The 26,131-nt window shown below is 61.9% G+C and carries 23 protein-coding genes and 2 tRNA genes; 3 read left to right on the top strand and 22 right to left on the bottom strand.

Features of this window, described 5'->3' with window-relative positions; genetic code table 11:
• Window positions 1-269: 269 nt before the first annotated feature.
• The 15 genes from OCJ37_RS08170 to uvrB form a co-directional block, all read right to left on the bottom strand.
• Window positions 270-1,385, bottom strand: a complete 1,116-nt coding sequence (locus tag OCJ37_RS08170) for a TrbL/VirB6 family protein (protein WP_317633223.1) — start codon at window positions 1,383-1,385, stop codon at window positions 270-272.
• A gap of 148 nt (window positions 1,386-1,533) precedes the next feature.
• On the bottom strand, window positions 1,534-2,313 hold the full coding sequence (locus OCJ37_RS08165) for a hypothetical protein (RefSeq protein ID WP_263113162.1): 780 nt from the start codon (window positions 2,311-2,313) through the stop codon (window positions 1,534-1,536).
• A gap of 66 nt (window positions 2,314-2,379) precedes the next feature.
• Entirely contained in the window at window positions 2,380-4,845 is a 2,466-nt protein-coding gene (locus tag OCJ37_RS08160; RefSeq protein ID WP_263113161.1) for a VirB4 family type IV secretion/conjugal transfer ATPase, read from the bottom strand.
• A gap of 179 nt (window positions 4,846-5,024) precedes the next feature.
• On the bottom strand, window positions 5,025-5,336 hold the full coding sequence (locus OCJ37_RS08155) for a VirB3 family type IV secretion system protein (protein WP_263113160.1): 312 nt from the start codon (window positions 5,334-5,336) through the stop codon (window positions 5,025-5,027).
• A complete protein-coding gene (locus OCJ37_RS08150) occupies window positions 5,329-5,736 on the bottom strand; it encodes a TrbC/VirB2 family protein (protein ID WP_263113159.1) in 408 nt (135 codons plus the stop codon). Before OCJ37_RS08150 ends, OCJ37_RS08155 begins: the two co-directional genes overlap by 8 nt.
• A 71-nt stretch (window positions 5,737-5,807) precedes the next feature.
• Window positions 5,808-6,707, bottom strand: a complete 900-nt coding sequence (locus OCJ37_RS08145) for a lytic transglycosylase domain-containing protein (RefSeq protein WP_317633222.1) — start codon at window positions 6,705-6,707, stop codon at window positions 5,808-5,810.
• Window positions 6,708-6,853: 146 nt separating this feature from the next.
• Complete coding sequence (gene virB11 / locus OCJ37_RS08140) at window positions 6,854-7,897, bottom strand: P-type DNA transfer ATPase VirB11 (RefSeq protein ID WP_263113158.1); 1,044 nt, start codon at window positions 7,895-7,897, stop codon at window positions 6,854-6,856.
• Between the two features lie 18 nt (window positions 7,898-7,915).
• Entirely contained in the window at window positions 7,916-9,112 is a 1,197-nt protein-coding gene (locus tag OCJ37_RS08135) for a TraB/TrbI/VirB10 family type IV secretion system protein (RefSeq protein WP_263113157.1), read from the bottom strand.
• Window positions 9,109-9,870, bottom strand: coding sequence for a TrbG/VirB9 family P-type conjugative transfer protein (locus tag OCJ37_RS08130; protein ID WP_263113156.1), 762 nt, complete (start codon window positions 9,868-9,870; stop codon window positions 9,109-9,111). The genes OCJ37_RS08135 and OCJ37_RS08130 overlap by 4 nt, the downstream gene beginning before the upstream one ends.
• A complete protein-coding gene (locus tag OCJ37_RS08125; protein WP_263113155.1) occupies window positions 9,867-10,904 on the bottom strand; it encodes a VirB8 family type IV secretion system protein in 1,038 nt (345 codons plus the stop codon). Before OCJ37_RS08125 ends, OCJ37_RS08130 begins: the two co-directional genes overlap by 4 nt.
• A 63-nt stretch (window positions 10,905-10,967) precedes the next feature.
• Window positions 10,968-11,396 carry a toxin co-regulated pilus biosynthesis Q family protein gene (locus tag OCJ37_RS08120; RefSeq protein WP_263113154.1) on the bottom strand — a complete coding sequence of 143 codons (429 nt, stop codon included), beginning with the start codon at window positions 11,394-11,396 and terminating at the stop codon, window positions 10,968-10,970.
• A gap of 429 nt (window positions 11,397-11,825) precedes the next feature.
• On the bottom strand, window positions 11,826-13,499 hold the full coding sequence (locus tag OCJ37_RS08115) for a type IV secretory system conjugative DNA transfer family protein (RefSeq protein WP_263113153.1): 1,674 nt from the start codon (window positions 13,497-13,499) through the stop codon (window positions 11,826-11,828).
• Window positions 13,500-13,534: 35 nt separating this feature from the next.
• The gene (locus OCJ37_RS08110; protein WP_263113152.1) at window positions 13,535-13,792 is read right to left on the bottom strand and encodes a hypothetical protein; all 258 of its coding nucleotides are present in this window, start codon (window positions 13,790-13,792) and stop codon (window positions 13,535-13,537) included.
• A gap of 165 nt (window positions 13,793-13,957) precedes the next feature.
• Window positions 13,958-14,032, bottom strand: a tRNA-Val gene (locus tag OCJ37_RS08105).
• Window positions 14,033-14,120: 88 nt separating this feature from the next.
• Entirely contained in the window at window positions 14,121-16,145 is a 2,025-nt protein-coding gene (gene uvrB, locus OCJ37_RS08100) for an excinuclease ABC subunit UvrB (protein WP_263113151.1), read from the bottom strand.
• 146 nt (window positions 16,146-16,291) lie between these two features.
• Between uvrB and OCJ37_RS08095 the strand changes: the two genes are divergently transcribed.
• Complete coding sequence (locus OCJ37_RS08095) at window positions 16,292-16,819, top strand: GspH/FimT family pseudopilin (RefSeq protein ID WP_263113150.1); 528 nt, start codon at window positions 16,292-16,294, stop codon at window positions 16,817-16,819.
• A 56-nt stretch (window positions 16,820-16,875) separates the two neighbouring features.
• A tRNA-Asn gene (locus OCJ37_RS08090) sits at window positions 16,876-16,952 on the top strand.
• Between the two features lie 42 nt (window positions 16,953-16,994).
• On the opposite strand, the gene OCJ37_RS08085 is transcribed toward OCJ37_RS08090, so the two are convergent.
• From OCJ37_RS08085 to OCJ37_RS08060, 6 genes are read right to left on the bottom strand one after another with little or no spacing between them, the layout of a single operon-like run.
• Window positions 16,995-17,432, bottom strand: coding sequence for a type IV pilin protein (locus tag OCJ37_RS08085; protein ID WP_263113149.1), 438 nt, complete (start codon window positions 17,430-17,432; stop codon window positions 16,995-16,997).
• Window positions 17,433-17,477: 45 nt separating this feature from the next.
• On the bottom strand, window positions 17,478-20,876 hold the full coding sequence (locus OCJ37_RS08080; RefSeq protein ID WP_263113148.1) for a pilus assembly protein: 3,399 nt from the start codon (window positions 20,874-20,876) through the stop codon (window positions 17,478-17,480).
• 15 nt (window positions 20,877-20,891) lie between these two features.
• Window positions 20,892-21,425, bottom strand: coding sequence for a pilus assembly PilX family protein (locus OCJ37_RS08075; RefSeq protein ID WP_263113147.1), 534 nt, complete (start codon window positions 21,423-21,425; stop codon window positions 20,892-20,894).
• Entirely contained in the window at window positions 21,422-22,384 is a 963-nt protein-coding gene (locus OCJ37_RS08070; protein WP_263113146.1) for a Tfp pilus assembly protein PilW, read from the bottom strand. Before OCJ37_RS08070 ends, OCJ37_RS08075 begins: the two co-directional genes overlap by 4 nt.
• A 47-nt stretch (window positions 22,385-22,431) precedes the next feature.
• Window positions 22,432-22,902: a type IV pilus modification protein PilV gene (pilV, locus tag OCJ37_RS08065; protein ID WP_263113145.1), complete on the bottom strand. Its 471-nt coding sequence runs from the start codon at window positions 22,900-22,902 to the stop codon at window positions 22,432-22,434.
• Window positions 22,903-22,907: 5 nt separating this feature from the next.
• Entirely contained in the window at window positions 22,908-23,501 is a 594-nt protein-coding gene (locus tag OCJ37_RS08060; protein ID WP_263113144.1) for a GspH/FimT family pseudopilin, read from the bottom strand.
• A 145-nt stretch (window positions 23,502-23,646) separates the two neighbouring features.
• Here OCJ37_RS08060 and OCJ37_RS08055 point away from each other — a divergent pair, with 145 nt between their 5' ends.
• Window positions 23,647-24,678 carry a sensor histidine kinase gene (locus OCJ37_RS08055; protein WP_263113143.1) on the top strand — a complete coding sequence of 344 codons (1,032 nt, stop codon included), beginning with the start codon at window positions 23,647-23,649 and terminating at the stop codon, window positions 24,676-24,678.
• 39 nt (window positions 24,679-24,717) lie between these two features.
• On the opposite strand, the gene ppnN is transcribed toward OCJ37_RS08055, so the two are convergent.
• Window positions 24,718-26,106, bottom strand: a complete 1,389-nt coding sequence (ppnN, locus tag OCJ37_RS08050) for a nucleotide 5'-monophosphate nucleosidase PpnN (protein WP_263113142.1) — start codon at window positions 26,104-26,106, stop codon at window positions 24,718-24,720.
• Between the last annotated feature and the right edge of the window lie 25 nt (window positions 26,107-26,131).

The raw sequence follows: 26,131 nt of genomic DNA, 5'->3' as shown, positions 1-26,131 counted from the left end.
ATCTTCTTTCGAGGCCTTATTGGCAGCCACTCCGGTATTGCCAGAAGTAGACATATCGGCAGCAATCGCACCAAACCTACTATCCCACTCCCCAGCGGGCTGGGGAGGTGGGGGTTCTGCATAGCTAGTCGAAGGTCCGCATGTCGCACTTCCTGGAGTAGTACCAACCGGACACGCGGTTTGAGCCAAGGCGCATCCGGCAAAAGAAGCTGAGGCGCATAAAAATAAAGACAGAAGATACTTCATACGCACCACCTCAGAGAAAGCTATTATCCGACATTGTCACCGGGCTTCCTTCCAGCGAGTCCCATATTCCTATTATTATAGTTGACATCAGGAGTGTCGGAACCTGCAATCCTACTACCATAATTATTGAGTGGATTAGCACCCACACCGTTATTCTGGACTTGCGCCTGCCCAATATCTGAGGTGCCTTGCGCTTGACGAGGTACATACGAGCCACCCGGCCCGGCCGGCACAGCGCCTCCACCACCCATCGCCGAGTACGGGCTGAACTGGCCGAGGACGCCCTGGAAGAACGAAGCCGCCATGGGAGGCGCCGTCACGATCAACGTGGTCATCACCAAACCCAGTCCTCCTTGTTGCAGCGACATGCTGCTAACGCCCTCTCCGCTCAGACTCCAACCGCTCATGGCCCACTTCGTCACGAAGGCGAGTGCGACCGCACCCACGACCTTCGTCGCTATCGCGACCATTACGCTCAGCACTGCCAGCGAAAACACCGTGCCGATGCCGTAGTAGAGCCACTTGCTAAAGAGCTGCTTCGTGGCGTTGAATAGCAGACTCATGATGAACAACGGCCCAAAGCCCACGAACAGGGCCATGGCGATCTTGTTCAGCAGCAACATCGAACCCGCGACCACGCCAGGACCGGCAATGCCCAGTCCCATAAACCAACGCGCCCGGTTCTTGTCGGCCTCGCCCTCATCGCTCCCGCCGGCCTGCAGCGCGTCGATGCTCGCCAACGCGGTCTGCATCAACAGTAGATTCCTGTCGATCTTGTCGTAGGGACTGTCGTCGTCGCCGGTGACCACTTGCGTGATCTCACTGCTCAACCCGTCCGTCAGCGTCCAGTACAGACGCGACGAGCCCGCCGCCATGCTGGTCGCCAGCGCGATGATCAAGGTCGCGCGCAACGCGGTCACGACCAGCGACATGGCGGACTCGCGCATCTGCCCGGTCGCGACACGGTACCCCTGGATCAAGATCCAAAGCGTCAGCACGGTCAGCGCAACGGCACCCATCCATATGGTGGTTCGCTGCAAGAGCGTCCATTGGAAGATGTCGATCTCATCACGCAGATAATCGTTGATAAGCGAGAAGAAGGCATAATTCGCCATATTCCCGAGGAATGAATCAAGCATTGGCTCGCCCCTTCAAGCTGACTGCTTCCAAAAAAAACTCTTCCGCCCAAAAAAACATATCGACCTTCCCTGCAGGAAACCTGTTTGACTTGATTGATCCACGGGCCCCGAAGAGCCTCGCGGACCAGTCGTATTCAAGATTGCTCGGCTACTTTTCCAGGCTCAACGTGCTCATTCCCTGGGGCTTGTCAGATTTGACACCCTCCAGCGCCCCCTTCATCACCACGCCGGCCACAGCGGCCTGGGCCATGTCCTTGATCGTGCCGGTTAGCGAACCGAGGAAGCCGCCGCCATCGGGCTGCACTTCTTTGCCGGTCATTGCCGATTTCGTTTCGGCGGACTGTTGAGTCATCAGATACTTGAGGCGCACCTCGTAGGCGAACATCGCCGACTCCATCTGCTGACGATCGATATCCATCAATGTCTTGAGCGCGATCAGCTTGTTGGTGTTGTCCTCCAGCTTGCCGATCTGGGTCGTTTCGATCTCCGAACGCTCTTTCTCCAAAGCGCGCAGGCGCTCAAGGCGCTTGGTGGTGATCTCATACATGGCGACCATGTAGTTGTACTGTGCGTTCCTCGTCTTTTGGATCAGCTCGCAGGATTGCTTCTGCTTGTCCTGCACCGGCGTGCCCTTGGTCGAGGTAGCGCACGCTGCGACGCCATAATTCGCGTCGATCTTCTTCGGCTTCATCTCGTCGCTCAGCTTCTCGACTTCCTCGCCGCTCGGCTTCTCGCCGGAACTTTTGGGGCCGATCTCGTTGTCCTTGCGGATCTTGTCGAGCTTCTTGTCGATCGTCTCGGTGTTGGTCTTGTTCTCTTTGATCTGCTCGTCGTCCTGCACCCACCACTGCGCGAGCGCGGTCGACGGAGCCGATGCGCAGAGGACGCACGCGATAGCGAGCAGACGGAATCGAGCAGAGGATTTCATGTATTTGTCCATATAGACCTCACAGCCAGTCATGTGGAAAGAAGCGACTTCCAAAAGTTGCATCGGTCACGCGAGCGCGGTGGCGCCCTTGCTGTCCGACGCCGAGGGTTTGCTTGCCTTGCCCGATCCCTTGCGCTTGGCATAGAACTCGTTGAGCCATTGCTCGGGCCGCAAGTCGTTCGGCATCACCCCGTGCTCCGCGGCCTTCTGCTCCAGCACCTGGTGCATGATTTCGATGTTGTCGGTGGACGCGGAGATGACCGCCAGCGCATCGTCCATGCCGCGCAGATTGAGCTGGCACACCGACGAGCCATGGCCCTGCTTGACCAGGAAACAACGCGAGCGCTCGTCCAGATTGACCACGACCTGATATTCGGCCTCGGTCAACTTGAGGCCTTCCATGTAGTCTTCCTTGCTCGCATTCGGGTTCGGCAGCAGGATCATCGTCGCAGTCTGCTCGACCAACGCCGCCGAAATGTCGCTGGCCAGCGCATCCTCCGGGCTCTGAGTGGCGAAGATGCCCAAGCCATTCTGCTTACGGATGGTCTTCTGCTTGTTCTTGGCGAACTCCTTGAGACCGCCCTTGCCGTCCAGGATCTTCCAGAATTCATCCATCACGTAGATCAGCGGGCGCCCGTCGATCAAGGCCTCGAGCCGGTGCAACAGGTAGTTGATGACCGGGACGCGCACTTCCGGGTTGTCGATGACGTCGGTGTAGTCGAAGCCGATGATGTTGGCTTTTTCCAGGTCGATGGTGTCGACCGGGTTGTCGAACACCCAGCCCAGCGAATTGCCCGCGGTCCACTTGCGCATGCGCGCATACAGGCCGTCGTCGCCCATGTTCGGCAGGCTCTTGCGGAAATTGGTCATGCTGCGCAGCTGCATCGGGGTATCGAGCATGCCCTCGACGGCGCGGAAGATGTCCTCGTCGTCGCGCGAGGTGTATTCGGCCTTGCCTGCGAGCACCTTGATCATGTCCGCCAGGAATTGCACGTTGGCTTCGCTGCGCTCGCACTGGAACGGATTGAAACCGGTGGGCCGACCATTTTCCAGGGCGAGATAATTGCCGCCACAGGCGCGCACGAAAATCTCGGCGCCGCGATCCTTGTCGAAAAAGAAAATCGTCGGCGAAGGATCGAACTTTTGTACCTGACTGAGCAGGAAGTTGATTAGCGCGGTCTTACCCGTACCGGATTTACCGATGACCATCGTGTTGGCGATGGCTTTCTCGCCCAGCGAATTCTCCGCCGGATGGGTCGCATGGAAATTGAAATAATACGGCTGGCCATTGGTCGTCTGCAGCGTGGTGACGCATTCGCCCCAGGGATTGTTGTCGCGCTTGCCCTGGGCGAAGTTGTGCAGCGGCGACAGGCCCAGGAAGTTCAGCGAACTGACGTTGGCCAGGCGCGTGCGGTACTTCCAGTTGCCTGGAAGCTGCGAATAAAAGGACGACGCGATCGCCAGATCCTCCTTGGAGGACACGAACCCAGCATTGGACAGCTCGGCACGGGTGGTCGCAATCTGCTGCGACAGCTTCTCCTGGGTGTCGGCATAGACCGCGATGGTGAAGTGGTACTCGCCCAACACGAAATTGCCCGATGACAGCTGATCCATCGCCAAGTCCAGCTCATGGATCTGGCTGACCGCCTTGTCACCCGACGAGATCATCATGCCCTTGGTCCGATCCAGCACCTTCAAGGCGTCGTGGCGCCCCATCGGACTGAAGGAATGGGTCACCACATACTCGAAATCCAGGTACTTCAAGCCATTCAGGATGCCTGGATAGGTGCCGTCGGTGTATTCCTTGATGTTCAGGATGGCGCCGAAATGATTGGTGCCGTCGGGCGTCTTGATGACGAAGTCGCCGGTCTTGTTGGCGAACATATGCTTGCTCACCGGCAGATACGCCGGCACGGGCGCTTGCAGGACCGGTACCGGCTCGTCGATCCGGTTGATCAGATAGCCGAAGAATTCGAGCGCTTCGGAAAACACGACGCCATTACTGGCCTCGTACATGCTCAGCCGGTAGGGAGAATAGTCCTTGAGTACGGCTTCGACATTACCGACCAGCTCGAGAATCTTGGCGATGGACTGATCCTGCTCGGACTGCAGCTGCGCCAGATTCGCCGACTTCTCCATCAGGCGCTTCCCGGTCACCACCGGGCGATAGATCATGGTCAGATACAGCTCGTTCTGCATGATCTTCTGCGACGACAGCGCGCTGTAATAGCGTTCCGACAGCTCCTGGTTGAATACCTGGCGGAACTTGCCACGAGAGTTGATACGACGGCGCCGACGCACATCGTGAACCCAGAACGCCACGTTGGCAAAATCCGGCGCGCGCAGAGTCTGCAGCATCCGGTTGAACGTGTTGTGGCGATGCTCGATTTCCCACTCCTCGCGGCCGACGAACGGCAGTCCGCCCAGATGCCAGGTCAACATGTAGTCCCCACCCGTCGTCTTGAGCACCGAGGGCGCCACGTGCGTGGAGATGGAGATGAACTCGCTGATCGAAGTATCTGGGATGAACATAGTGGAATTACCCTGAATCCATTTCGTCTTGCCAAGGTCCGATTCGGACGAATCGGGAGTGGTCGAACACCTGTCTGCCAAAAAACATCAGCCAGTTGGGCAATGCAGTAAAACCGAACAACCCCATGCACGAAACGAATCGTTCGTGCATGGGGTCAAGTCGCTGACACCAACAGAACCTAGCGCTTGGCACCAGGCACGTTTCTCCGATATTCGTTGGGAGAGAACACCCATGCACCAGAGTAGCGCTGCAGGTTGCGTACCCGCACCCTGAACATCCAGCGTAACCCAAGCATTCTGAATATCATCTCGTCCCGCTTGGTCATCTGCTGCATCACAAAGACGATCACCGGAATGAGCAAGAGGTACCACAAGTCGAAGTACATCCCCATCAGCAAGCCCGTGCCCGCACCGATGAAGAAAGGGATGTACGGCACCCCCAAAAACATCGCAGGGCGCGTGCAGCCGCGGAAGAGTACGTTTTTATGCATAGTGCTGAATCACCTGCTGAACGACATGCATGCTGGTGGCGTTGCAGGTCTGGCCGGTATCGCCGATCAGCATGTTGGCGAGCTGACCCGCCGCGCCGATCAACACGCCACCGATCAGGATCGGAGAGACTTCGGAAATGCGCTTGTGGGCGAACGCGATCTGGTAGCCGGCGATGATGACTGCAATCGTGACGACGGCGACGGAACCCATGTTGAGCAGGTTGTTGGTCTTGCTCAGGAAGCCGCAGACCTTGCCGTCGGTACCGGCATAGTCAGCGCCGCCGCCACCGGCCATGGCAGTACCGGCAACCAGCAAGGTGGTCACGAAAATGGCAGCCTTCAGCGCAGCCATGCCGGCAACCTTGGCATTCGCGGTCATTTCGCTCTTCTTGGACATCATGGTGTATCTCCTGATTGGAACAGAGGGGTTGTGATCGAAACGCCATTCCCATGGCGGTGCTGCTCCCTACGCTAGAACACAAAGGCACCGTCGCCGGGGGGCGGCGGTGGCGAATTCAAGCTTGGGACGGCCGGCTCTGCGGGGCGACCCTGGGCCGAAGCCCTGCCCACAGATGCTTGCGAAGCTGGATCGGCTCCGCCACCAGCAGGCACCGCCACTCCTTTGCCGGCGCTTGTCGGGCGTATTACATACAGTTCTGCATTGGCATCAGCCGCCTGACCCACTTGCGCCGAGGCGTTCGCCACGGGATTGGGCAAGCGACCAGCGGGATTGAGTGATGCCTGAGCCGGCGCCATGGTTGCAGCAGCCGGATAGTACGCGGATGACTGGGACTGAGCCGCCAAACCGTTGGCAAGCTGGTTGGCACCGGCGATGCGGCGCGAAACGACCGAATCCAGTTCGCGCACGACGGACGCCTTGGCGGCCTGCGCCGGACGACGCACCCCGTTCGGCACGACCGGGATGGCATCTGCGGCAGCAATGGCCCGGCCTTGATTGATGGATGCATAGACCTTCTGCACGTAGCCGTGCTTGTAGCCGGTCTCGAAGTTGCCCGAGTAATAGCAACTGAAGGACTTGCCCCAATTGCCGCCGGATCGGCCGTAGCACTCGGCCAGGATCTTGGACGCGGCCTGCAGGTTGGGGCACGCCTTGAACGCTTTCTCGTACGAGTCGAGTCCGTACTTGACCAAGTTGTAGCGGTTGACCTGGCCCAGGCCAAGAGAGAAGTTGTAGCCCTTGTCCTCGAGCATCCGCGCCGTGGCAACGGCCTCGGAGAGATTTTGCGGCTGGCGCACCAGACGGCCACCCACGACCCCGATCGCGAACGGATTGTGCGACGACTCGACGCGCACGACGTGCTGCATCACTTCAGCCGGAACCGCCATTTCGGGACAGCTCAGTAGTTCCATGCCTGGCAACATGCCGTCGTTCCTCCTATATCCGTCGATTGCCGGCCTGAGAACCATGCAATCACAGATCACGCAAATTAATAGTGACTGAAGAGAAAATCAAAGTCAATCTGGCACAGCTTCAGCAATCACCTTCGTGAACAAATTCACTTGCTTCCGTGAAGGGTGCGCTCCGGATCGAAATCGATACCCGTGATATAGCGACGCCCCGCATGCGATTTAATATGGACCACGATATCGATCGTCATCATCAGCAGACGCTTGATGACCGAGAACTCAAGCCCCGAACCTTCCGCCGATGCCTTGACCATCAGCGCCAGCTGATCCCAGGTCTGGCCGATGCTGCCGGCGTGGCAACTGGTGATCGAACCCGGGTGGCCGGACGCGCAATTTCTGATGAAATAGAACGACTCGTCGCCGCGCAACTCGGCCAGGATGATGCGGTCGGGCTTCATGCGCAGGCACGCTTCCATGCAGCTCTTTGCCGTTACGTTACTCGCGCTTTGTCCGCCTTTCGAGTAGAGCAAATGCACGGTATTGGGCTGACTGATGAACAGCTCGCGGGCGTCTTCGATGGTGACCAGGCGCTCTTCGTTGGGAATATGGTTCACCAGCGACTTCATGAACGTGGTCTTGCCGCTGCCGGTGGCACCGGCGACAACCACATTCTTCTTGAACAGAACGGCCTTCTTGAAAAACTCCGAATAGTTGCGCTGCTTGCGCAACTCCAGCAATTCGCGATCCTGCTCGCTGATGCCGGCTTCCTGCTCCAGGATCTCCCGGAAAAATCCATCCTCCTGATACTGCTCCAGGGTCTTGGTGTGCTTGGACGGCAAGCGGATCGTGATCGACACCTTGCCCGCATCGCAGGCAGGCGGGATGACGAACTGCGCACGCTGTCCGGTCGGGAAGGTCAGCGACACGACCGGATCGGTATCAGTGATGCGCTGACCCGTATTGCTCTCGTTGACTACCGCGGTACAGAACTGGCGTGCACGATCGAAGGTCAGCGATGGGATATCCAGTTTCTGCCAGCCGCGCAGCGTCTCCAGATACAGTTCGCCGGGACGGTTGATGCATATTTCCGTCACTTCCGGCGAATTCAGATAGTCCAGGATGCCCAGCACCGAATACTGGTAATCCAGGAAATCCGTGGATATCTGCGCAGTCGGCGAGTCGTCGAGCGTCACGTGTCTATCTCGTCGGCGTCAGCGGGAAAGCACGGCAGTGAAATCCACGTCTTTTGCGACATAGACGTTGACCACGGTGCCCTGGTTGATCGTCACGGTGGCAGGACGACGACCCGAGCGCTCCAGCGCCTGGTCGGCCATGCGCTGCACGGTCCGCGCCGTGTTGCTTTCGTACGGCTGCTCGGTCACCAGTCCCGAATTGAGCCCCACCGTGGTGGTTTCCGGACCATGTTCGGCGGCGGCCCATTTGAACGCGTCGCTCAGCATGCTGATCATCAAGGCGGAAGAGATGCGGCTGGCCCAATGCGCGTTGTACTTGCCCGGGTGGCCGGCGCTGCCGAGATTGTCGATACCGGGCCCCATCAGCGTCACATCGATGCCGGTGGGGGTGGTGATCCGGTCCCAGACAACCTCCATCCGCGGCCCGGTCGGCTCGACCGAATCGTACTTGCCCAACAGCTTGGAACCCTTCGGCAACAGCAAACGCCGGCCATTGATCGAGTACACCGGCTCCGTGATGATGCAAGACGTGTAACCGGCGAAATCGCTGATGATCCGCGTTTCGAGCACGCACCGGATATAGGTGCCGCGCACCAGCAAGCCATCAGGATTGGCGATCGGCTTCGCCGACGTCACTTCTTCCTGGTCTGCCCCGGGCTGCTGCTGACCTCCAGGAGGCAGCATGCCGCCCAGTCCCGGCTGGCCGCCACCCGCCGGCGCCGAATCCTGCAGCCCTGCCATGCGCCGATCGAGCAGCGACGGCCCCCGCTCCTGCGCAACAGGTGCCGTCCGGATCTCGTTGTCGGTTGGCATCGGCGGCAATGGCGGAAGGTTCTGCTCTTGCGCCAAAGGCACAGGCTCGGCAGGTTGCGTCGGCAACGGCGCCGCAGTTTGCGGAAGCGCGGGGGCCACTACGGCTTCCTGGCGCGGCTTCGGTGGCGGCTCTTTCGAGTCATTTCCACTGATCAGCCAGAAAACGGCCACGATCAACAACAACGCAATGCCGCCCAAGAACAGCAGCGCCTTGCGGTTGAGCTTTTGCAGGTCGCTGGACCTCAGGACCGGCTCGTTGGCATCGAGATCGGGATCCGCCGTTTGCTGTTGCCGGGCGAAATAGGGATTTTCGCTGCCGATCTCCCCGCCTTGCGGAGAACGAGGAGGCTGGCCGTCGGTGCGGCCGTTATTTTCGTCAGACGGAGGTATGTTCGAGTTCACTTTTGCTTATTCCTACGCAAGCCGACAACATTCTTGCCGTGGCGGACAACCAGGAAAGGATAGGTCCCGTGGACGATCAGCGTATTGCCCTCGACCGTCGTATTGACCAAGAAATCCTCATCGTTTTCCTTCTCGCGGGCAAACACGGCCGGAAAATTACCGGTGGGGAACCTGGTGAGATCCATTTTGATATAGGTGAACTTGCCGTCGTCGTACACGCTGTTGGGCACGATCCACGTTTGCTTCGAGCGCGTCGAGTAGTCGTAGTCGAAGTAATAGCGCCGGTCCTTGGACAGCCTGGTGTCGATCTGGGACTCGTCCTTCACCTCTTCGCTGGCAGCGGCGAAACTGGTGTCCTTCGGATAGACGAAGGTCACCTTGTACTGGACGCCGGCCTGCTTGGCCTGCTCCAGCCGCTGCCAATCCGTCGCCACGACCTTCAATTCCAGAATATAGGAATGGGTCGCGGTGCGAATCATCATGTTGGTATCGACGTCGACGTTCTTCGGCTTCAAATAGAAGACGTTCTCGCGACGGCTCAATTCCCAGCCACTGGTGAAACCGGTGCTGTAGTCGAGGATTTTCTCGTTCGGGCTCAGCTCCACCTGGGTCGTGATACCGAGGCCGGTACGTACCTGGTAGATCTTGTCCGCTTCATACTCGTATTGCTGGACAACCTGAGCGGACGCGAGCGGCGCAACCAAAGCCAAGGCCAGCAGCGCAATCTGCACCGAGCCGTTTTTAGTCATGAAACTCATCTAACGTTCGCTCCATTGCCATTGTTCTGAGGTGCAGCGTTCGGCGCGGGCGCCACCGGAGCGGGTTGCGTGCCTGGGTAGACGGGCACGCCCGCAGCGTTCATCACCGGAGCCTGCTGCTGAGCGGGCATCACCGCCCCATTCGCACCGGGAGCCGCCGGCTGCGGCACCGGTTGACCAGGCACCTGTCCGGGCATGAGCTGCTGGCCGGCGGGCACGTTCGGCGCGGTGGCTGGCGCCGCCTGGGTTGCCGGCGCCGCCTGGGTTGCCGGCGCCTGGAACGCGGCCGGCGGTGGCGCGGGAATCGACGCGTAGTCCGTGTCGACGCGGTAATCGGTCACCTGGAAACCGAGCGGATTCTCGATGCGCAGGTTGTCGGACATGGCCAGGTTACCGTTGTAACGGAAACCCATGATTGCGAACCGGTTGTCCAGCAACGTGGTCTGCCCCGACTTCTTGTCGTAGATGCTGCGCTGGAAACGGACATTGGCACCGGTGTAGGGCTTGCCGGCGCCGCCCAGCAAGGTGATGCTCAGGATGTTGACTCGAATTGACCTGACCTTGCCATAGATGAAATAAGGCGCAGACGGATTGTTCGGCGCATGCAGCGCCCGGTATTCGTTGGCAACAGCCCCGTCCTTCTCAGACATCGCAAAGACGGTATTCCAGTCGTTGAGTCCCATCATCTCGAAATCGTAGGACTCGCGAGCCGTAATGAAGCGCGACACGTTGCTCCTGGCCAGCGCCTCGCTTGCGGTGATGTTGCGCACTTCACCAGTGTTCTGCAGGACGGCGACCGTCGCAGTGCCGGTGTAGGCGTCGGCCATCACCAAGTAAGGCACCTTCTCCTTCAACGGCAACATGTAGTAATAGCCGCCGCCCAGCAGCAGGCACATGACGATCGCGCCGAATGCCACCCACCATGCGCGACGCTCGCTGCGGCGCGCCAGATCAGCGATGCTGATCTCGTAGTTGACAGCCTTTGCGACCGCCTTGTTGACGCTTTCGCTCTCAACTGGTTTTTTACCGAACATCAGACTTCACCAGGGTTACGTAATGTGGCTGCGGAGGCGCAGGAACGGCCTCCGGAAGTAAAGTCACTTCGCGCTGCCCTCGGCGGCCGGCGACGCGGCCCCGCTCAGCGAAGAAGACGGCTGCACCAGGATGCGGTTGCCTGCAGCGGAAACGGTGACCCCTTCCTGCGCATAGACCACGCTGAGTTCGGCGACGGCCTGCTGGATGCTCGTGGTGTTGATCTTCGCTACCGGCGCGTAGAGCGTGTAGTCGGACTGGATGCTGTATGCCAGTTCCATGTTCGAGTCCTTGGCCCAGCGCTCGAGCATCGTCTTCAGGGTGCCGTCCATCGGCACGGCCTGATACACGTACGAGGAATACAGCGGGATCTCCATCGTCGACTCGGAGAAGCGGTTGACCGGCTTCCACCTCCCGCGGAAATCAGGCGCCGGCGAACTCGCACAGGCGCCCAACAGCGCAACGGTGCTCAGAGTGGCGATCAGCCGAAACATATGCGTTCTTTTCACGCGAGCCTCTAAATTGCGGAAACGGGTATTGATGGACGGCCGGCACACGGCCGGCAGCCTGAGAACTTCGGGTTTCGCCACGCGGACGGCGCGGCGCGATGCATCGCCTGCGCCGGCATGGGCGCCTGGCGACAGGGCCCGCGGCCACGCGAATCTGGCGCAGGCGTGCGCCCCTGAAGACGAAGGGCGTCCAGGGACAGGCTTTCAGCGCTGAGAAAAACGGAATTTGCCACAAAACTTTCCATGTCACCCTCGCGTGTGTCGCAAGAACCCACGCCCCCTGTTCCTATTGCCATTGCCCCGCACCAGCATCGCGAGAATGTGCCGCAGCGCAATGCTTCCGTCAAGCGTTTGGTAAAAAAGCGTTCAATCCAGCAAGATTGCCGATAATTTTGCGAAATTCATCACACTAACTCAGAGCGAAAGCATCGGCACATCGACCTTGGGCAGCAGCCTCGAAGTGAAGTGCCGATCCTTGTAGTACTTGATCTTGTCGCACTTCACCGGATGCGGGATGCCCTCGTACAGGAACACTTCGTGATCGTTCCCCATCGCCTTCAGTTCCTGCGGCAGCATCAGCGCCCTCCTCTCCTCCGACACGCTGCGGGTCACGTCCTTGCCGCGCGTGACGTTCTTCTTGCGGAACGTGGTGTAGCCGAGCATTTCCGAGTAATCGTTGGCATCCTGCTGCTCGCGCGGAGCGTACAGGATCTGCAGCGCATGATTGGTGATGATGGTGCGCGACACGTCCTTGCCATAGGTCGCATCCAGCTGCGCCATGCTCTGGATGATCGGCAGAAGGCGCACATTGTAGCCGGCCATGTATGACACCGCCGAGGCGATGATGTCGACCTTGCCGATCGCGGTGAACTCGTCCATCAGCAGCAGGCATTGGTACTTCAGCGCCGGGTTGCTCTTGGGCAGTTCCTTGGTGTTGAGGTTGATGATCTGGCTGAAGAACAGGTTGATGATCAGGCGGCTCTCGGCCAGCTTGTTGGGCTGGATGCCGATGTAGATGGTCATCTTCTTCTTGCGCAGGTCGGTCAGCAGGAAGTCGTTGTCGCTGGTGGCCGCGTCGAGCACCGGATTGATCCAGGCATTGAGCGGCTCCTTCAGCGTACCCAGGATCGAGGCGAAGGTTTCCTCGGCCTGCGACAGCATGTTGGAGAACGCCGACTTGGCGTTGCTGCTGAGGAAGCGCCGCTCCGACAGCGACTTCAGGTATTTCTTCAGGTCGCTGCCGTCGCCCGAGGACAGGCGGTAGATCGCGCCCAGCGTCGGGGTGCCCAGGCCGCCGGGGAAGCCGATGTTGCGCTCGTCGTCCCAGTTCTCGAACAGGTACAGCGCGAACGCCATGAACGCGTTGCGCGCCTGGCTGACCCAGAATTTCTGGTCGTCCGACCCGTCCGGATACAGCATCGCGGCGATACTCATCAGGTCGGAGACGCGGAACGCCGGATCGTCGGAGACGTAGCTGAGCGGATTCCAGCGATGGGTGCGCCGGTCCTCGGCGAAGGGGTTGAACAGGAAGACCTCCTGCCCCTGGCTGGCGCGCCAGCCGCTGGTGAGGTCGAAGTTTTCCTGCTTGATGTCCAGGACCACCACCGATTCCTGGTATTCGAGCAGGTTCGGGATCACCACGCCGACGCCCTTGCCCGAGCGGGTGGGCGCGGCCAGGATGACGAACTGCTGCCCGCTCAGGCGCACCAGCTTGCCGCGGAACTTGCCGACCACGATGCCGTTGCCGCTCTGCTTGAACAGACCGTGCTTGGCCAGGTCGGAGGCGCCGGCGAAACGGGCGTCGCCGTGCAGGGCCTGCTTGCGCGGCTTGAACATCAGCACCAGCGTCAGCAGGCACAGCAACCCCGGCAAGCCGAAGCCCAGGTAGCCCGCCCACTTGATCTTGCCGACGAACGGCGCGACCTGCGGCAAGCCGATGGCATGCACGTATTCGTAGTAGGTGCCCAGCCCGAACAGGCGGGTGTCCAGCTTGAGCAGCAGCAGCACCAGGTAGCCGGACAGGAAATAGCCGGCAACGGCAGTGAGTGCGACCACCACTGCGGCCGCAACGATCTTACGATTCGACAAGCCCCTATCCTCCCTGATCCACCTTGGCGCCTATTCTAGCGTCGGCGCCGGGTGCTCGGCTTGCTCGTCGACGGCTTTTTTTCGACGCCGACGCCGCCGCCGTCCTGCTCGACCAGGGTGTCCATCCAGACCCGCGCCTCGTCCCAGGACATGTCGTGCGAATCCAGGCGCGCGCCACCCTCGGTGGTCACCGTATAGCCCACCACGTTGTCGGGGCTGTACTCCGGTTCGCGCGTCAACGCCACGAGCTGGTAGCGTCCTTTGACTTGAATCGTATGATGATATTCCATCATGCGCACGGCCTCCTCGCCTGATCGTCGCCTGGATGCTAAAGCAAGCCGGGCGCCAGGGCCACCCGCCGCCAGCCGGGACGCGATGCCCGCGCCGGGCGTAGGCCAACAAAAAAGCCGGCGGACGCCGGCTTCATCGTGTTCCACGAGTGCATCGCTTGCATGTCGTGGTGGGCGGTACAGGGTTCGAACCTGTGACCCCTACCATGTCAAGGTAGTGCTCTACCGCTGAGCTAACCGCCCATCGCTGCTGCGGCCATACCGCTGCAGGGGCGCGAATCTTAGCCCACCTTGCGCCCAAGAACAATAGCTGCCGGCGCAGCGGCCCGCCCTAGCTGATCAGGCTGGCGTCGCGCAGCTTCTTGATCTGGTCGCGCACCCGCGCCGCGTCCTCGAACTCCAGGTCGCGCGCGTGCTGGTACATCTTCTGTTCCAGCGCCTTGAGCCGCGATGCGACCTCGGCCGGATCCAGCGTGCGGTAGTCGGCCGGCTCCTCCGCCACCCGGCGCCCCCCCTTGCCCTTGCCGGACTTGGCCTCGACGGCGCCGTCGCCGCGCGCGCCCTCCAGGATGTCGACGATCGGCCGCGCCACCGATTTCGGGGTGATGCCGTGCTCGAGGTTGTACTCCACCTGCTTCTCGCGGCGGCGCCCGGTCTCGTCGATCGCCGCCTGCATCGAGCGGGTCATGCGGTCCGCGTACAGGATCGCCTTGCCGCGCAGGTTGCGCGCGGCGCGGCCGATGGTCTGGATCAGCGAGCCGGTGGAGCGCAGGAAGCCCTCCTTGTCCGCGTCCAGGATCGCCACCAGCGACACCTCGGGCATGTCCAGGCCCTCGCGCAGCAGGTTGATGCCGACCAGCACGTCGAACTTGCCCAGGCGCAGGTCGCGGATGATCTCCACGCGCTCGACCGTGTCGATGTCCGAATGCAGGTAGCGCACCTTGACCCCGTGCTCGCCGAGGTACTCCGTGAGGTTCTCGGCCATGCGCTTGGTCAGCGTGGTGACCAGGACGCGATCGCCCGCCGCCACGCGCAGGTTGATCTCCGACAGCAGGTCGTCGACCTGGGTGCCGACCGGGCGGATCTCCACTTCCGGGTCGATCAGCCCGGTCGGGCGCACCACCAGTTCGGTGATCTCGCCGGCCGACTCGCGCAGTTCGTACGGGCCGGGCGTGGCCGACACGTAGATGCTGCGCGGCGAACGCGCTTCCCATTCCTCGAAGCGCAGCGGCCGGTTGTCCAGCGCCGACGGCAGGCGGAACCCGAACTCCACCAGCGTCTCCTTGCGCGAACGGTCGCCCTTGTACATCGCGCCGATCTGCGGGACGGTGACGTGCGACTCGTCCACCACCAGCAGCGCGTCGGCCGGCAGGTAGTCGAACAGGGTCGGCGGCGGCTCGCCCGGGGCCTTGCCGGTGAGATGCCGCGAGTAGTTCTCGATGCCGTTGCAGTAGCCGACCTCGGCCATCATCTCCAGGTCGAACTGGGTACGCTGCGCCAGCCGCTGCGCCTCCACCAGCTTGTTCTGCGCATACAGCTGCTCCAGCCGCTCCTTCAGCTCGATCTTGATCGTATCCACCGCGCTGAGCGTGCGCTCGCGGGTGGTGGCGTAGTGGGTCTTCGGATAGACCGTGTAGCGCTGCAGCTTGCGCAGGGTCTCGCCGGTCAGCGGATCGAACAGGGTCAGGTGCTCGACGTCGCCGTCGAACAGCTCGATGCGCAGCGCCTCGCTGTCCGACTCGGCGGGAAACACGTCGATGACCTCGCCGCGCACGCGGAACGTGCCGCGGTGCAGTTCGTATTCGTTGCGGGTGTACTGCAGGTCGGTCAGGTGCTTGATCAGCTGGCGCTGTTCGATGTGCTCGCCGATCGACAGGATCAGGCGCAGCGACAGATAGTCCTCCGGCGCGCCCAGGCCGTAGATCGCCGAGACCGTGGCCACCACCAGGGCATCGCGGCGCGACAGCAGCGTCTTGGTCGCGGCCAGGCGCATCTGCTCGATGTGCTCGTTGATCGAACTGTCCTTCTCGATGAAGGTGTCCGACGACGGCACGTAGGCCTCGGGCTGGTAGTAGTCGTAGTAGCTGACGAAGTACTCGACCGCGTTGTTCGGGAAGAACGCCTTGAACTCGCCGTACAGCTGCGCCGCCAGGGTCTTGTTCGGCGCCATCACCAGGGTCGGCTTCTGGATCGCCTCGACCACGTTGGCGATGGTGTAGGTCTTGCCCGAGCCGGTCACCCCGAGCAGGGTCTGCTTGGCCAGGCCGGCCTCGAAGCCGGCCACCAGCTTCTCGATCGCCTGCGGCTGGTCGCCGGCCGGCGAGTACGGCGATACGAGTTGGAAACGGTCGGACATGGATCGGCACCTTGAGACGACAGATGAGTATAGCGAGCCCCGGATGACAGCCGCGTCTGGACTATTCCTACAGCCCAGTCGGCATCCCGGCGATGCCCTCGCCTCACACCCGCGTCCAAGCTGGCAATGCCAGTCGAGGAGGCGCCATGAACAAGAGGACCCGAGGCTTCACACTGATGGAAATACTGACCGCCATGGCGCTAATGCTGATTGCGCTGTGCATCGGGATGCCCAGCTTCAGCCAGATGCTGGACAGGCACCGGGAACTGGCGGCCAGCAACGAGATGCTGGCGCAGTTGGCGCTGGCGCGTACCTGGGCCATCTCCAGGGGAGAGCCCATCGCCCTGTGTCCGTCGACCAACCGGCGGCACTGCGATCCCGGTTTCGAATGGAGCGGCAGCTGGATCATCTATGCCGATCCGGACGGCAACCGGCAGCCGGACCGGAGTAGCGACATCCTGACGATGTCGCCGGCTCCGGGAGGCGGCAGGCTTCGCATCCTGTCCTCTGCCGGACGTGTGCAGATGCGCTATCTCCCCGATGGGAGGGCCGCGGGCAGCAACCTTACATTCCGACTCTGCAACCATCAGACGGCCGCAGCCGAAGTGGTGGTCAGCGCCACTGGGCGGGCACGTTCGGTGCGCCTGGCAGACAGGCCACTGTGCGGCTCCTAGGAAGAGGCGACCAGACCCTTGCCAGCCAGGAAAGATGTGCCTACAATACGCGCCTCGCCCGAATAGCTCAGCCGGTTAGAGCACTTGACTGTTAATCAGGGGGTCGTTGGTTCGAGTCCAACTTCGGGCGCCACGCATAGAAAAAACCGCCGTTGATCGGCGGTTTTTTTTTGCCTTACCAGCACTGGGCGGGTGTGGAGGACAGGGTGCCGGTAGCTGAGCGGGTCCCCCGTTCATTGATCTGCAATGTCGCACATTCCCGATCCTTCGCCTGCGGCTTTCCGGCGATCGGCACAGCGGAAATCGTAAAGCTGGACGCTGTACTGGCGGTAAGGCTCACGGTATAGAAACGAGTAACGTCAGCACTGCACGCTGGGAGCGCCGGCGCGGTACCGTCCGCGTTTACGTAGCTCATGCTTGTAGTGTGGAACCGCTCCATATATTGCGCGGCCTCCTGCACGCACCCGGCGGCCGCCGAACGCCGCGCCTTGATCATCGCCCAGCTGTAGCTAGCCATGGCGATGCCAGCGAGAACCGCGATGATCACCACGGTGATCATGATCTCGATCAAGCTGAAACCGCGCTGCGTTGAAAATCGACGATGACTACGCATTGCAATGACTCCGATGGATGTGAAGGACGCTTGAAGTGGACGCACTCATTCCTGGATCGCCTCCCGCCACTGGACACGCCCCACCTTGCGAATCTCGCGGATCTTTTTGCAGACCGCGCTGCCATCGTTGATGTTGAGGCAAGCCAGGCCACCGCCGCTGCCTGAGCCTCCGCCGGTGAAGTAATTGCTCGAACTTCCCAATCCACCCAACGCGACCGATGCCACCGGAATCTTCACCCCGTTTACCGTCAGCGTTTCGTCCGCGTAGGAACCATCCTGATTGAGATCGAAGAACGACTGGCTAAGGCTCGACCCGGTAAACGCGTCGATCGCGTTGTCCTGGCCCTTGCCGCCAGGCAGGCACGGGTCGTCATCGGGAGTGTTGCTGGTGAAGGTAAGAACACCCGAGATGACGTTCATGCCGGTGTAGACCCGCTCGCCATTGGCCGTTGCCGGCGCGGGATCTGCAACTGGCGGATCGATCAGGTCCAGATACCAGCCCTTCTTGCCTGCACCCAACGCACTGTTGGCCTCCATGACACGTACGTTCTGATTGTTGACCACGCCGCTGGCGGCAAATTTCCGGCGCTGCAAGTCGGCCTTGGCAACGGTGGTGGCAGAGTCCTTGATGCCATAGACGGTCTGCACGGTAGTATTGGTCACGTCGTCGGCGGTGAGGAAACGACCTGTGCCGAAGAAGATCCACAGATTGAAGGTCGCCGGATCGCGCGCTATCGCTGGCGCCGACGTGATCGGCTGCACGGTACCCGCAGAATTCGTCGCGGTGAACATACGCAAACGATTGGACGCGGTGTTCCAGCTGGACGGCGTGGAGGCGGAAAGATTGAAGCGCCAGAGATTTCCCTGCATGTCGCCGGCATAGACGTAATCGATGGTGCCGTTGCCGTCGATGTCGCGAACGGCCGGGGCGAACAGCCCATTTGGCGACGCAGAGGATCCGACGCCGGTGTCGATTTCGGAGAGCAGCGCGCCATCGCTGAGGCGATACACGAACAGGACGGCGCGCTCGTTGGTGCTGTTGGGGCCATTGGCCACGATCGCGGCCAACTCGCCGTTGTTGAGCTTGGCGATGACCGGTGCACCGAGATTCAAGCCCATGTTGTTGTCCGCGGCAGTGGACGCCAGATTGTCGCCCGCTTTCTCCCAGAGCACATTGCTGTTGGAAAAGCTGCCGGGATTGGTGACATCCAGCGCGTAAATGCCCTTGCCACCGCGCCCGAGGGTGCCCACCAGGATCGTCTGATTGTTCAACTGATCCTTGCGCGAAAGACTGATCGGGCCGTCCACGAAGAATCGGTGGTCGTAGTCCGGCGCACTGAGGGTAGCCAGATCGGTAAAGTTGAGGCTGCCAGGCACGTAGGCAAAGCGCTCCACGCCGTTGCTCGCATCGAACGCATGCATCATGCCGTCATTGGCGCCGACGTAGATGGTGCCGCTGACACTGTCGTAGGCCGGAGAAGAATTGACGATGTCGCCGAGCAAGGTGCTGCGCGTGCGAAGGTACCCGTTGGTGCGATTCAGCTCGAGATCCTGATTTCCCGCGATGTAGGCGGCGTTGTCGGCACCCGTCACCGCCGCAGCGGTCGCCGTCCCCGCACGCGTCAATGCCGTCTGTTGCGCGGAAGTAGGAAATGCCGCACCCGTGCTACCGCTCCACGTGCGGATATTGCGGCCCGTGCTGGGAATGCTGCTGCGCCATGTTGGAGCGGTGGTGTCGACACCCGTACTCGTGACCGGGACGGCTTTCATTTCGCCCGTCCAGACCCCTGACACGAAGGTCGCCTGATAGACATGCGTATCGCTGGTAAGGCTGCTGGAATTGGCGGCAAGATTGCCGCCGGTACCGGTACGCCTCACGATTTCGCCCAGCGCTGCCTTCAGTCCCTGGGTGAACTCGTTAGGATTGCTGGCGACAATGAAGCTGCCGCGGCCATTGACCGCCGCGTGCCACAAATCGTCGACGTTCTGAATGCTGTTATTGACCGGCGTAGGCCAATTCTTCGCCCCGGAAGTTATCGCAGGCAAGTCCGTTTTCGGATCGAGCGTGCCCTTGGCGCCGATCGAAATCGCAAATGTGGTCATATGCTGCCAGAACGCAGGATCCGAAGCGCTACTGGGCACCGTGTTCTCCAGGTCCGTCCGAAGATCGGATTTCCAGTAGCGCATCGCGACGTCGGCCAGAGTGTCCGAGTCGGCGCTTCTGTAAGGACGGACAGGCGTATAGGTGTACGGATCGCCGGCAGGCCTGGTTATCTCGGAACCCGCAACGTTATCCTGCTCGTTGACAGGAGTTGCATAGTTGTCCTTGCCATTCCAATAGCCGTCCGTCGTCAAGATCGTGAAATTCTGCCGGCAAGCGAACTGCGCAGCCCCGACTTGCGGGCCATACGGCCCACCAGCCGCACTGCTACTGAAATACCGCCCGGCATCGTTGAGCGCTCCATGGAGCGGCGTCCCCCCTCCAGCATCGGCCCCATACAAGCGCTGATACCAAAGCGTACGGTTGTTGTCCGCGCCATCCACGCCATTAGGGTTATCAAAAAACCCATTGTTCCGGCCGACGGGAATAGGCGCCGCCTGCGTGATCAGGTTTCCTGCCAGCCCCTTTTGCCAGATCGTGCGAAACCCGACACGTACGTTCGTGCCAAGATCGTTGAAGGCACGGCCAGCGCTTCCTTTTGCCACCTTCATTCGAGTGCGGCTGTAAGACCACCAGGTTGCGAAGTTTCTACGCTCCTCCGCCTCGCTTCTGTGAACGGCCGAAGCCGTGGAAGTGGCAGGAGTAACAGGAGTATCCCGCACGCAATTCTTCCACTGCCAGCCGTTATTGGAATTACTACACCCGCTTCCAGTCAACCCTTGCTGGCCGGACACGCCGAACATCAACTCACTGCGGATGACCGTACCGTCCGTGCGAATCTGGTAACGATAATAGTTGGCAGTATTTGAAAGATAGCTCTCGGCGGTATTAGAAAGGTCTTTGGGGACATAGAATGACCTATCCGACCCGGCAAGATTCACGTTATCCGTCAGAAACTCGACATTGTTATAAACGCTACCATAATCCATCCCACCGGTCATGGGGGCACCGGTAGCATCCACCCATGGCTCATAAGTGACAGCAGGATTGTAATAGATGGTGTTGCGCGCGTACGTGCTGTTGCTGATGTTGAAATTGGTGCCATCGACGGTGGTCTGTGGCACGGCGTCCGGCATGAACGTGCTTTCCATGGAACCGGAATCGTCCAGGATGAACAACACGTTGGGCGCGATACGCCCACCCGACTGCAACGGGTAGCTGGGTACCACGACACCGGCGCTGGCTGGCAGGGCGAGCATGGTGCAGGCGAAAGCCGCTGCGAATGCATTGAGACGAGGCAAGAAGCGATGCCTGCGCAGACGAACGTCGTGGAACTGGTTCATGATGGTGACTCCGTCTTACGGCGCGATATAGCTTGATTGAAGGATGACACTGGAACGGCCTGGAGCCTGGCTGCGCGCCACGATCCGATACATCGGCCGCACGCAAATCGGCTGCCCCGTGTACTTTTCGTCGCTGTTGCATTCGAACCAGGCTTCGGCCGTCCCCATGTATTCGATATAGAACTGCGTTCTGGACGCCGAGGCGCTTCGGGTACTGGTGCTGGCGTCGACCCAGCCGCCAAAGCTGGCATCGCGCCAACGCTCGGGTTGATTCGCCAGCGGCAGGCCGCAAACGCCCCCGCTGCATCCATTACCGGTCGGCACCACGGTTTGTGCCAACGCGAGCGCTTCGCCCTGGCGCAGGGCCGACTCGGCGGCCTGGAAGTTCACGCTGCGATCGAGCAGGTTGCCGCTCATCCGCTCCTGCATCAACGTTCCGCGCACGACCGCCAGGCCCAGCAACGTCATCACCAGCAGCAGCATCAGTACCACGATCAGGGAGACGCCAGCCTGGCGCGCGGCGGGGGCGGGATATGGAGTCGTGCTCATTCGTTGCGGTTCCGCAAGGTGATGACATTGCTGATCGTGCGCGTCACCGGCGAGCCGTTCGTTCCGATCGCGTCCTGGGTCTGGAAGGTCAGCGACAGGTTGATGGCGGTGACCTGGTCCCAGCGCGTCCCGACGGTCGCAGCGCTGACGTAGCCGCCGTCGCTGGGAATGAGATAGGTGATCGCCATGTTCTGCACGTTCTCGGCTACTTCTTGATCGAAGATCGCCGGCGTACCCCCTGTATTCGTCAGCACGCCCTGGTACAGCGAACGCCCGCCCCTAGGATTGGTGCCGATGAACCAGCGCGATGCATTGAGCCGGCTGAGCATCGTGTTCGGCCCGTAGGTGAAGACGGAGCCGTTGATCCCCAGGTTGCTGCTGGAATTTCCTGGCGAACCCGACGCGGCGTGGCCAATGGTGCTGCTGCCCTGGCCACTGCTCATCTGGAACAGGGCTCCGATGCGCAGCACGCCCGTCGTTTCGGCGTTGGGACCGCAGGCGATCAGGTAGTCGCCGTTCCTGAAACCATGCGTATTGGTGCTGACCGTGAACTGCGCCGAGGCCGGCGTGTGCGCCGTGACGATCGCGGTCGCGTCGCCCGAGGACATCAGCACCAGGCCTTCGGTGTTGGCGACGCGGCTCGTCGGTGCCGGCGTTGGGAAGCTGCCGCTTGCCGACACGCCCACCAGCTTGTTGCCCGACCAGTTCGTCCACCAGCGCGATGCCGGGCTGTTGATGACGTTCGACATGCCCATGTTGTCGCTGCTGTTGCATTGGTTCCCACCCGCCTCGCGGATGTCGCGCGTCATCAGCTCGAACGCGGTGCGCACGTTTTCCTGCACGCGACCCAGGTTCTCCGTGGCGGCATAGGTACGCCGGTTGGTGATGAAAATGCCGATGGCCGCGCCGACCACCAGCAATCCCAGCAGCAGAGAGATCATCAGTTCGATCAGACTCATGCCTGCGACCCGGTGCCTGCTCGGCGCCCCGCTCCGCCACGCGCGGCTCATAGCCTGGTCACCGTCTGGAACTGCTGGGTTTGCGCCGCAGTCACGTTCGCTGCCGCCTGGCTGCCCCTGCTGTCGTCCCACTGCACCGTCACCTGGCAATCGTCGGCGCTGCAATTGATCGCGCCGCATGCGGAAGCGCCCATGATGGCCTGCAGGGAATTGAGGAAATTGCGCTGATCGACCACCACCTGCGACGTGCCTGTCGGCGCAGTGCAGGTCATGCCCATGTTGTAGTTGCCGTTCCGGGCGGCGGCGACGTTGGCGCGCATCGCGTCGAAGATGCCGGTGGTGCCTACGACGACCTGGCTGCGCTCGAAGGAACTCTGGTTGTTGCGAAGCGCCGTCGCCTGCAGCGCTGCGACCCCCAGCATGCCGATGCCCATGATCAGGACCGAGATCAGCACTTCGATGAGGCTTATCCCACGTTGCGACGCCAGCGATGCCGGGCGCGGAGGAGACGTATGCATAGAATTCACACAGGTGGAGAGTTTGATGGCGCAGGACATGCGGCGTTGCCCGGGGTAGTGACGAACCCCACCCGGCTGCCGCCGACGATGTACACGACCCGCAGGTTGTCGCTCGGGCGCGTGGTCGCGATGCAGCTGGAAAACCCGGCATTGAGCAAGGTTCCGGCACTGCTGCGGGCGAATCCGTCCGGACTGAAGACGATGCGGTCGTTGTTGCCGCTGACCGCGCTGCTCACGCTCAGCTGGACCGGAGCCTTCACCGCACTGACGCGCAGCACGTTCGAGTCGGTCACCACAATGGTGATCCACTGGTTCCATGCGCTACCGGTCGCGCAACTGGTGCCGTTGTCGCTGCGGCACACCGCCACGTTCCGGTTGAGCCGAATCGCCTCCGAACGCGCGAGCTGAAGCGATGCCACCATCTCGTTGGAGGCGGAGGTCAGCCGGCTGGTATTGACCAGATAGGTGTAGCTGGGGATGGCGATGCTCATCGCCACTGCCAGCACGACCACCGTCACCATCAACTCGATCAAGCTGAAACCATCGACCCGTCGGCATCGCCCCAAGTTGCGCGGCCGCTCGGCGTGAAAGCGCTGCATGTCGTATCCCCTTTTCCCGCGCCTAAACTAGAGCCCTGCCCGCGGCAATGCCAGCCGGGTCCGATGGGCGGTGGCAGATCGTAGCTGAACGGCAGGTCCGGCGACATGGGGCCGGGAATCCGAGGCATCATGCGCCCAGCGTCCCATGCCCGATCCCATGCGCCCAGCCCCCGCCTCCGCCCTGCCGCTCGACATCCTATGGCAGTCCAGCACCCTGATCTGGGTGCTGCTGACCGGCGAAGCAGTCGCGGTCATCCTGACCTTGGCGCCCGGACAGTCCACGAGCGGCTGGGTCCATTTCGGCCTCGCCTCGCTGCTGCTGCAGTGGACGGCGTTGACCACGCTGGCCTTGCTCTATCTGGCGCGCAGGCGTCTCGAACGCTGCCGTCCGCAGCAGGTGGCCTATCTGGCAGTGGCGCTGCTGGTGATCGTCGCCGTCGCCGTGCACGCGATTGCGTGGGCGGCGCTGGAAGAACTGTCGCTGTTGCAGGGAGGCTGGCATGCCTTCCTGCTCAAGGTGGCGGCCATCGCCCTCACCGTGGGGCTGATGGCGCTGCTGGCATTCCAGAACCACTGGCGCGTGCAGCAGCTGGCGGTACAGGCCAAACACGCCCAGCTCGAAGCACTGCGTGCCCGCATCCGCCCCCACTTCCTGTTCAACACGCTCAACACCGGCGCGGCGTTGGCGCGCTTTCGGCCGGAACAGGCGGAACGCCTGTTGCTGGATCTCGCCGACCTGTTCAGGGCGGCGCTCGCCGGACCCGACCGGTTGAGCCTGGAAGAAGAGCTGTCGCTCGCCCGGCGTTATCTCGGCATCGAGCAGATGCGCCTCGGCGACCGCCTGACCATCGATTGGGAACTGCCCGATCCCCTTCCGGCGATCGACGTCCCCACCCTTTCGATCCAGCCCCTGGTGGAGAACGCGGTCCGGCACGGCATCGAGCCCAGCACCAGCGGCGGCCATGTCCGCCTTCGGGTCGAACAGGACGCGCACTGGATCAGGATCGAGATCGTCAACTCCTTGCCCGCGAACGGCGAGGCGGCCGCCGGCAGCGGGTCCGGAATCGGCCTGGACGCGGTCCGCGCGCGCGTGGAAAGCATCGGCAACGGACGCTTGAGCACCCAACACGGGACCGACACCTTCGTCAGCCTGCTCGAACTGCCCAGCCCTCCCTGACGGCACCGACGGCCCGCGAACGGCCGTCCCGGTCCGCGCTCAGGCCATGACCCGATAACAAGGCCGGTACTCGCCGGAAATCTTCATCCGGCGCTGCTCGACGAAGGCGCGCAGCAGCTCGTCCAGGGCCTGCATCATGTCCGCGTCGCCGTGGATCTCGAACGGGCCGAACTCCTCGATGCGGCGCATGCCGTCCTCCTTGACGTTGCCGGCGACGATGCCGGAGAAGGCGCGGCGCAGGTCCGCCGCCAATGCGTGCGGCGGGCGCCCGTGGTGCAGGTCGAGCGCGGCCATCGCCTCGTGGGTCGGCGCGAACGGGCGCTGGTACTCCAGCGGGATGTGCAACGACCAGTTGAAGTAGAAGGCGTCCTTCTGCTCCTTGCGGTACATGCGCACCCGCTGGATGCCCTCGGCCATCTTGCGCGCCACCGCGATCGGGTCGCCGACCACGATCTCGTAGCGCGACGTGGCCGCCTCGCCCAGGGTCAGGCGCAGGAAGCGGTCGATCTGCTCGAAGTACGGCGCGGCGATGGTGGGGCCGGTCAGGAGCAGCGGGAACGGCAGCGCGCGGTTCTCGTCGCGCAGCAGGATGCCGAGCAGGTACAGGATCTCCTCGGCGGTGCCGACGCCGCCGGGGAACACGATGATGCCGTGGCCGATGCGGACGAAGGCCTCCAGGCGCTTCTCGATGTCCGGCATGATCACCAGGTGGTTGACGATCGGGTTCGGCGACTCGGCGGCGATGATGCCCGGCTCGGTGATGCCGATGTAGCGGTTGTCGTGCTTGCGCTGCTTGGCGTGGGCGATGGTGGCGCCTTTCATCGGCCCCTTCATCGCGCCCGGACCGCAGCCGGTGCAGATGTCCAGCCCGCGCAGGCCCAGCTCGTAGCCGACCTGCTTGGTGTACAGGTACTCGTCGCGCGAGATCGAATGGCCGCCCCAGCACACCACCAGGTTGGGATCGGCCGGCTGCAGGATGCGCCCATTGCGCAACTGCCCGAACACGGCGCTGGTGATGCCTTCGCTGGACTCCAGGTCGGCGGCCGATTCCGGCCCCAGCTCGATGGCCATGTAGGCCAGGTCGCGGACCACGGCGAACAGCAGTTCGGCCACGCCGTTGATGATCTCCCCGTCCACGAAGGCCATCGCCGGCGCGTTGAACAGGTCGATGCGCACGCCGCGGTCGCGCTGGACCACCTGGATGTCGAAGTCGGGGTACAGGTCGCGCGCGGCGCGCGGATCGTCGGACGCGCTGCCGCTGGTCAGCACCGCCAGCGCGCAGCGCCGCAGCAGCTCGTGCAGGCCGCCGCTGGACGCGTCGCGCAGGCGCACCACTTCGGCGCGCGAGAGGATATCCAGGCCGCCGCGCGGGTAGATCCGCGCGTCCACTACCGGCAGCGCCCGCGCCGCCGTGTTGCTCGTCGTCATGTCGTAAGTCTTGTCGTTGTCGTCA

Origin of the sequence: Xanthomonas sp. AM6, from assembly GCF_025665335.1 — a bacterium.
Classification (GTDB): domain Bacteria; phylum Pseudomonadota; class Gammaproteobacteria; order Xanthomonadales; family Xanthomonadaceae; genus Xanthomonas_A.
This window is presented reverse-complemented; position numbering and strand designations above follow the sequence as displayed.

Bases quoted from the DNA above. Each gene is read 5' to 3' on its own strand.
- OCJ37_RS08070 (WP_263113146.1), bottom strand. From the start codon at position 22,384: ATGAGTCTGATCGAACTGATGATCTCTCTGCTGCTGGGATTGCTGGTG.
- OCJ37_RS08150 (WP_263113159.1), bottom strand. From the start codon at position 5,736: ATGATGTCCAAGAAGAGCGAAATGACCGCGAATGCCAAGGTTGCCGGC.
- OCJ37_RS08155 (WP_263113160.1), bottom strand. From the start codon at position 5,336: ATGCATAAAAACGTACTCTTCCGCGGCTGCACGCGCCCTGCGATGTTT.
- OCJ37_RS08055 (WP_263113143.1), top strand. From the start codon at position 23,647: ATGCCCGATCCCATGCGCCCAGCCCCCGCCTCCGCCCTGCCGCTCGAC.
- OCJ37_RS08110 (WP_263113152.1), bottom strand. From the start codon at position 13,792: ATGATGGAATATCATCATACGATTCAAGTCAAAGGACGCTACCAGCTC.
- OCJ37_RS08165 (WP_263113162.1), bottom strand. From the start codon at position 2,313: ATGAAATCCTCTGCTCGATTCCGTCTGCTCGCTATCGCGTGCGTCCTC.
- OCJ37_RS08060 (WP_263113144.1), bottom strand. From the start codon at position 23,501: ATGCAGCGCTTTCACGCCGAGCGGCCGCGCAACTTGGGGCGATGCCGA.
- OCJ37_RS08125 (WP_263113155.1), bottom strand. From the start codon at position 10,904: ATGTTCGGTAAAAAACCAGTTGAGAGCGAAAGCGTCAACAAGGCGGTC.
- OCJ37_RS08085 (WP_263113149.1), bottom strand. From the start codon at position 17,432: ATGCGTAGTCATCGTCGATTTTCAACGCAGCGCGGTTTCAGCTTGATC.
- OCJ37_RS08160 (WP_263113161.1), bottom strand. From the start codon at position 4,845: ATGTTCATCCCAGATACTTCGATCAGCGAGTTCATCTCCATCTCCACG.
- uvrB (WP_263113151.1), bottom strand. From the start codon at position 16,145: ATGTCCGACCGTTTCCAACTCGTATCGCCGTACTCGCCGGCCGGCGAC.
- pilV (WP_263113145.1), bottom strand. From the start codon at position 22,902: ATGCATACGTCTCCTCCGCGCCCGGCATCGCTGGCGTCGCAACGTGGG.
- OCJ37_RS08120 (WP_263113154.1), bottom strand. From the start codon at position 11,396: ATGTTTCGGCTGATCGCCACTCTGAGCACCGTTGCGCTGTTGGGCGCC.
- OCJ37_RS08075 (WP_263113147.1), bottom strand. From the start codon at position 21,425: ATGAGCACGACTCCATATCCCGCCCCCGCCGCGCGCCAGGCTGGCGTC.
- ppnN (WP_263113142.1), bottom strand. From the start codon at position 26,106: ATGACGACGAGCAACACGGCGGCGCGGGCGCTGCCGGTAGTGGACGCG.
- OCJ37_RS08130 (WP_263113156.1), bottom strand. From the start codon at position 9,870: ATGAGTTTCATGACTAAAAACGGCTCGGTGCAGATTGCGCTGCTGGCC.
- OCJ37_RS08170 (WP_317633223.1), bottom strand. From the start codon at position 1,385: ATGCTTGATTCATTCCTCGGGAATATGGCGAATTATGCCTTCTTCTCG.
- OCJ37_RS08080 (WP_263113148.1), bottom strand. From the start codon at position 20,876: ATGAACCAGTTCCACGACGTTCGTCTGCGCAGGCATCGCTTCTTGCCT.
- OCJ37_RS08095 (WP_263113150.1), top strand. From the start codon at position 16,292: ATGAACAAGAGGACCCGAGGCTTCACACTGATGGAAATACTGACCGCC.
- OCJ37_RS08145 (WP_317633222.1), bottom strand. From the start codon at position 6,707: ATGGAACTACTGAGCTGTCCCGAAATGGCGGTTCCGGCTGAAGTGATG.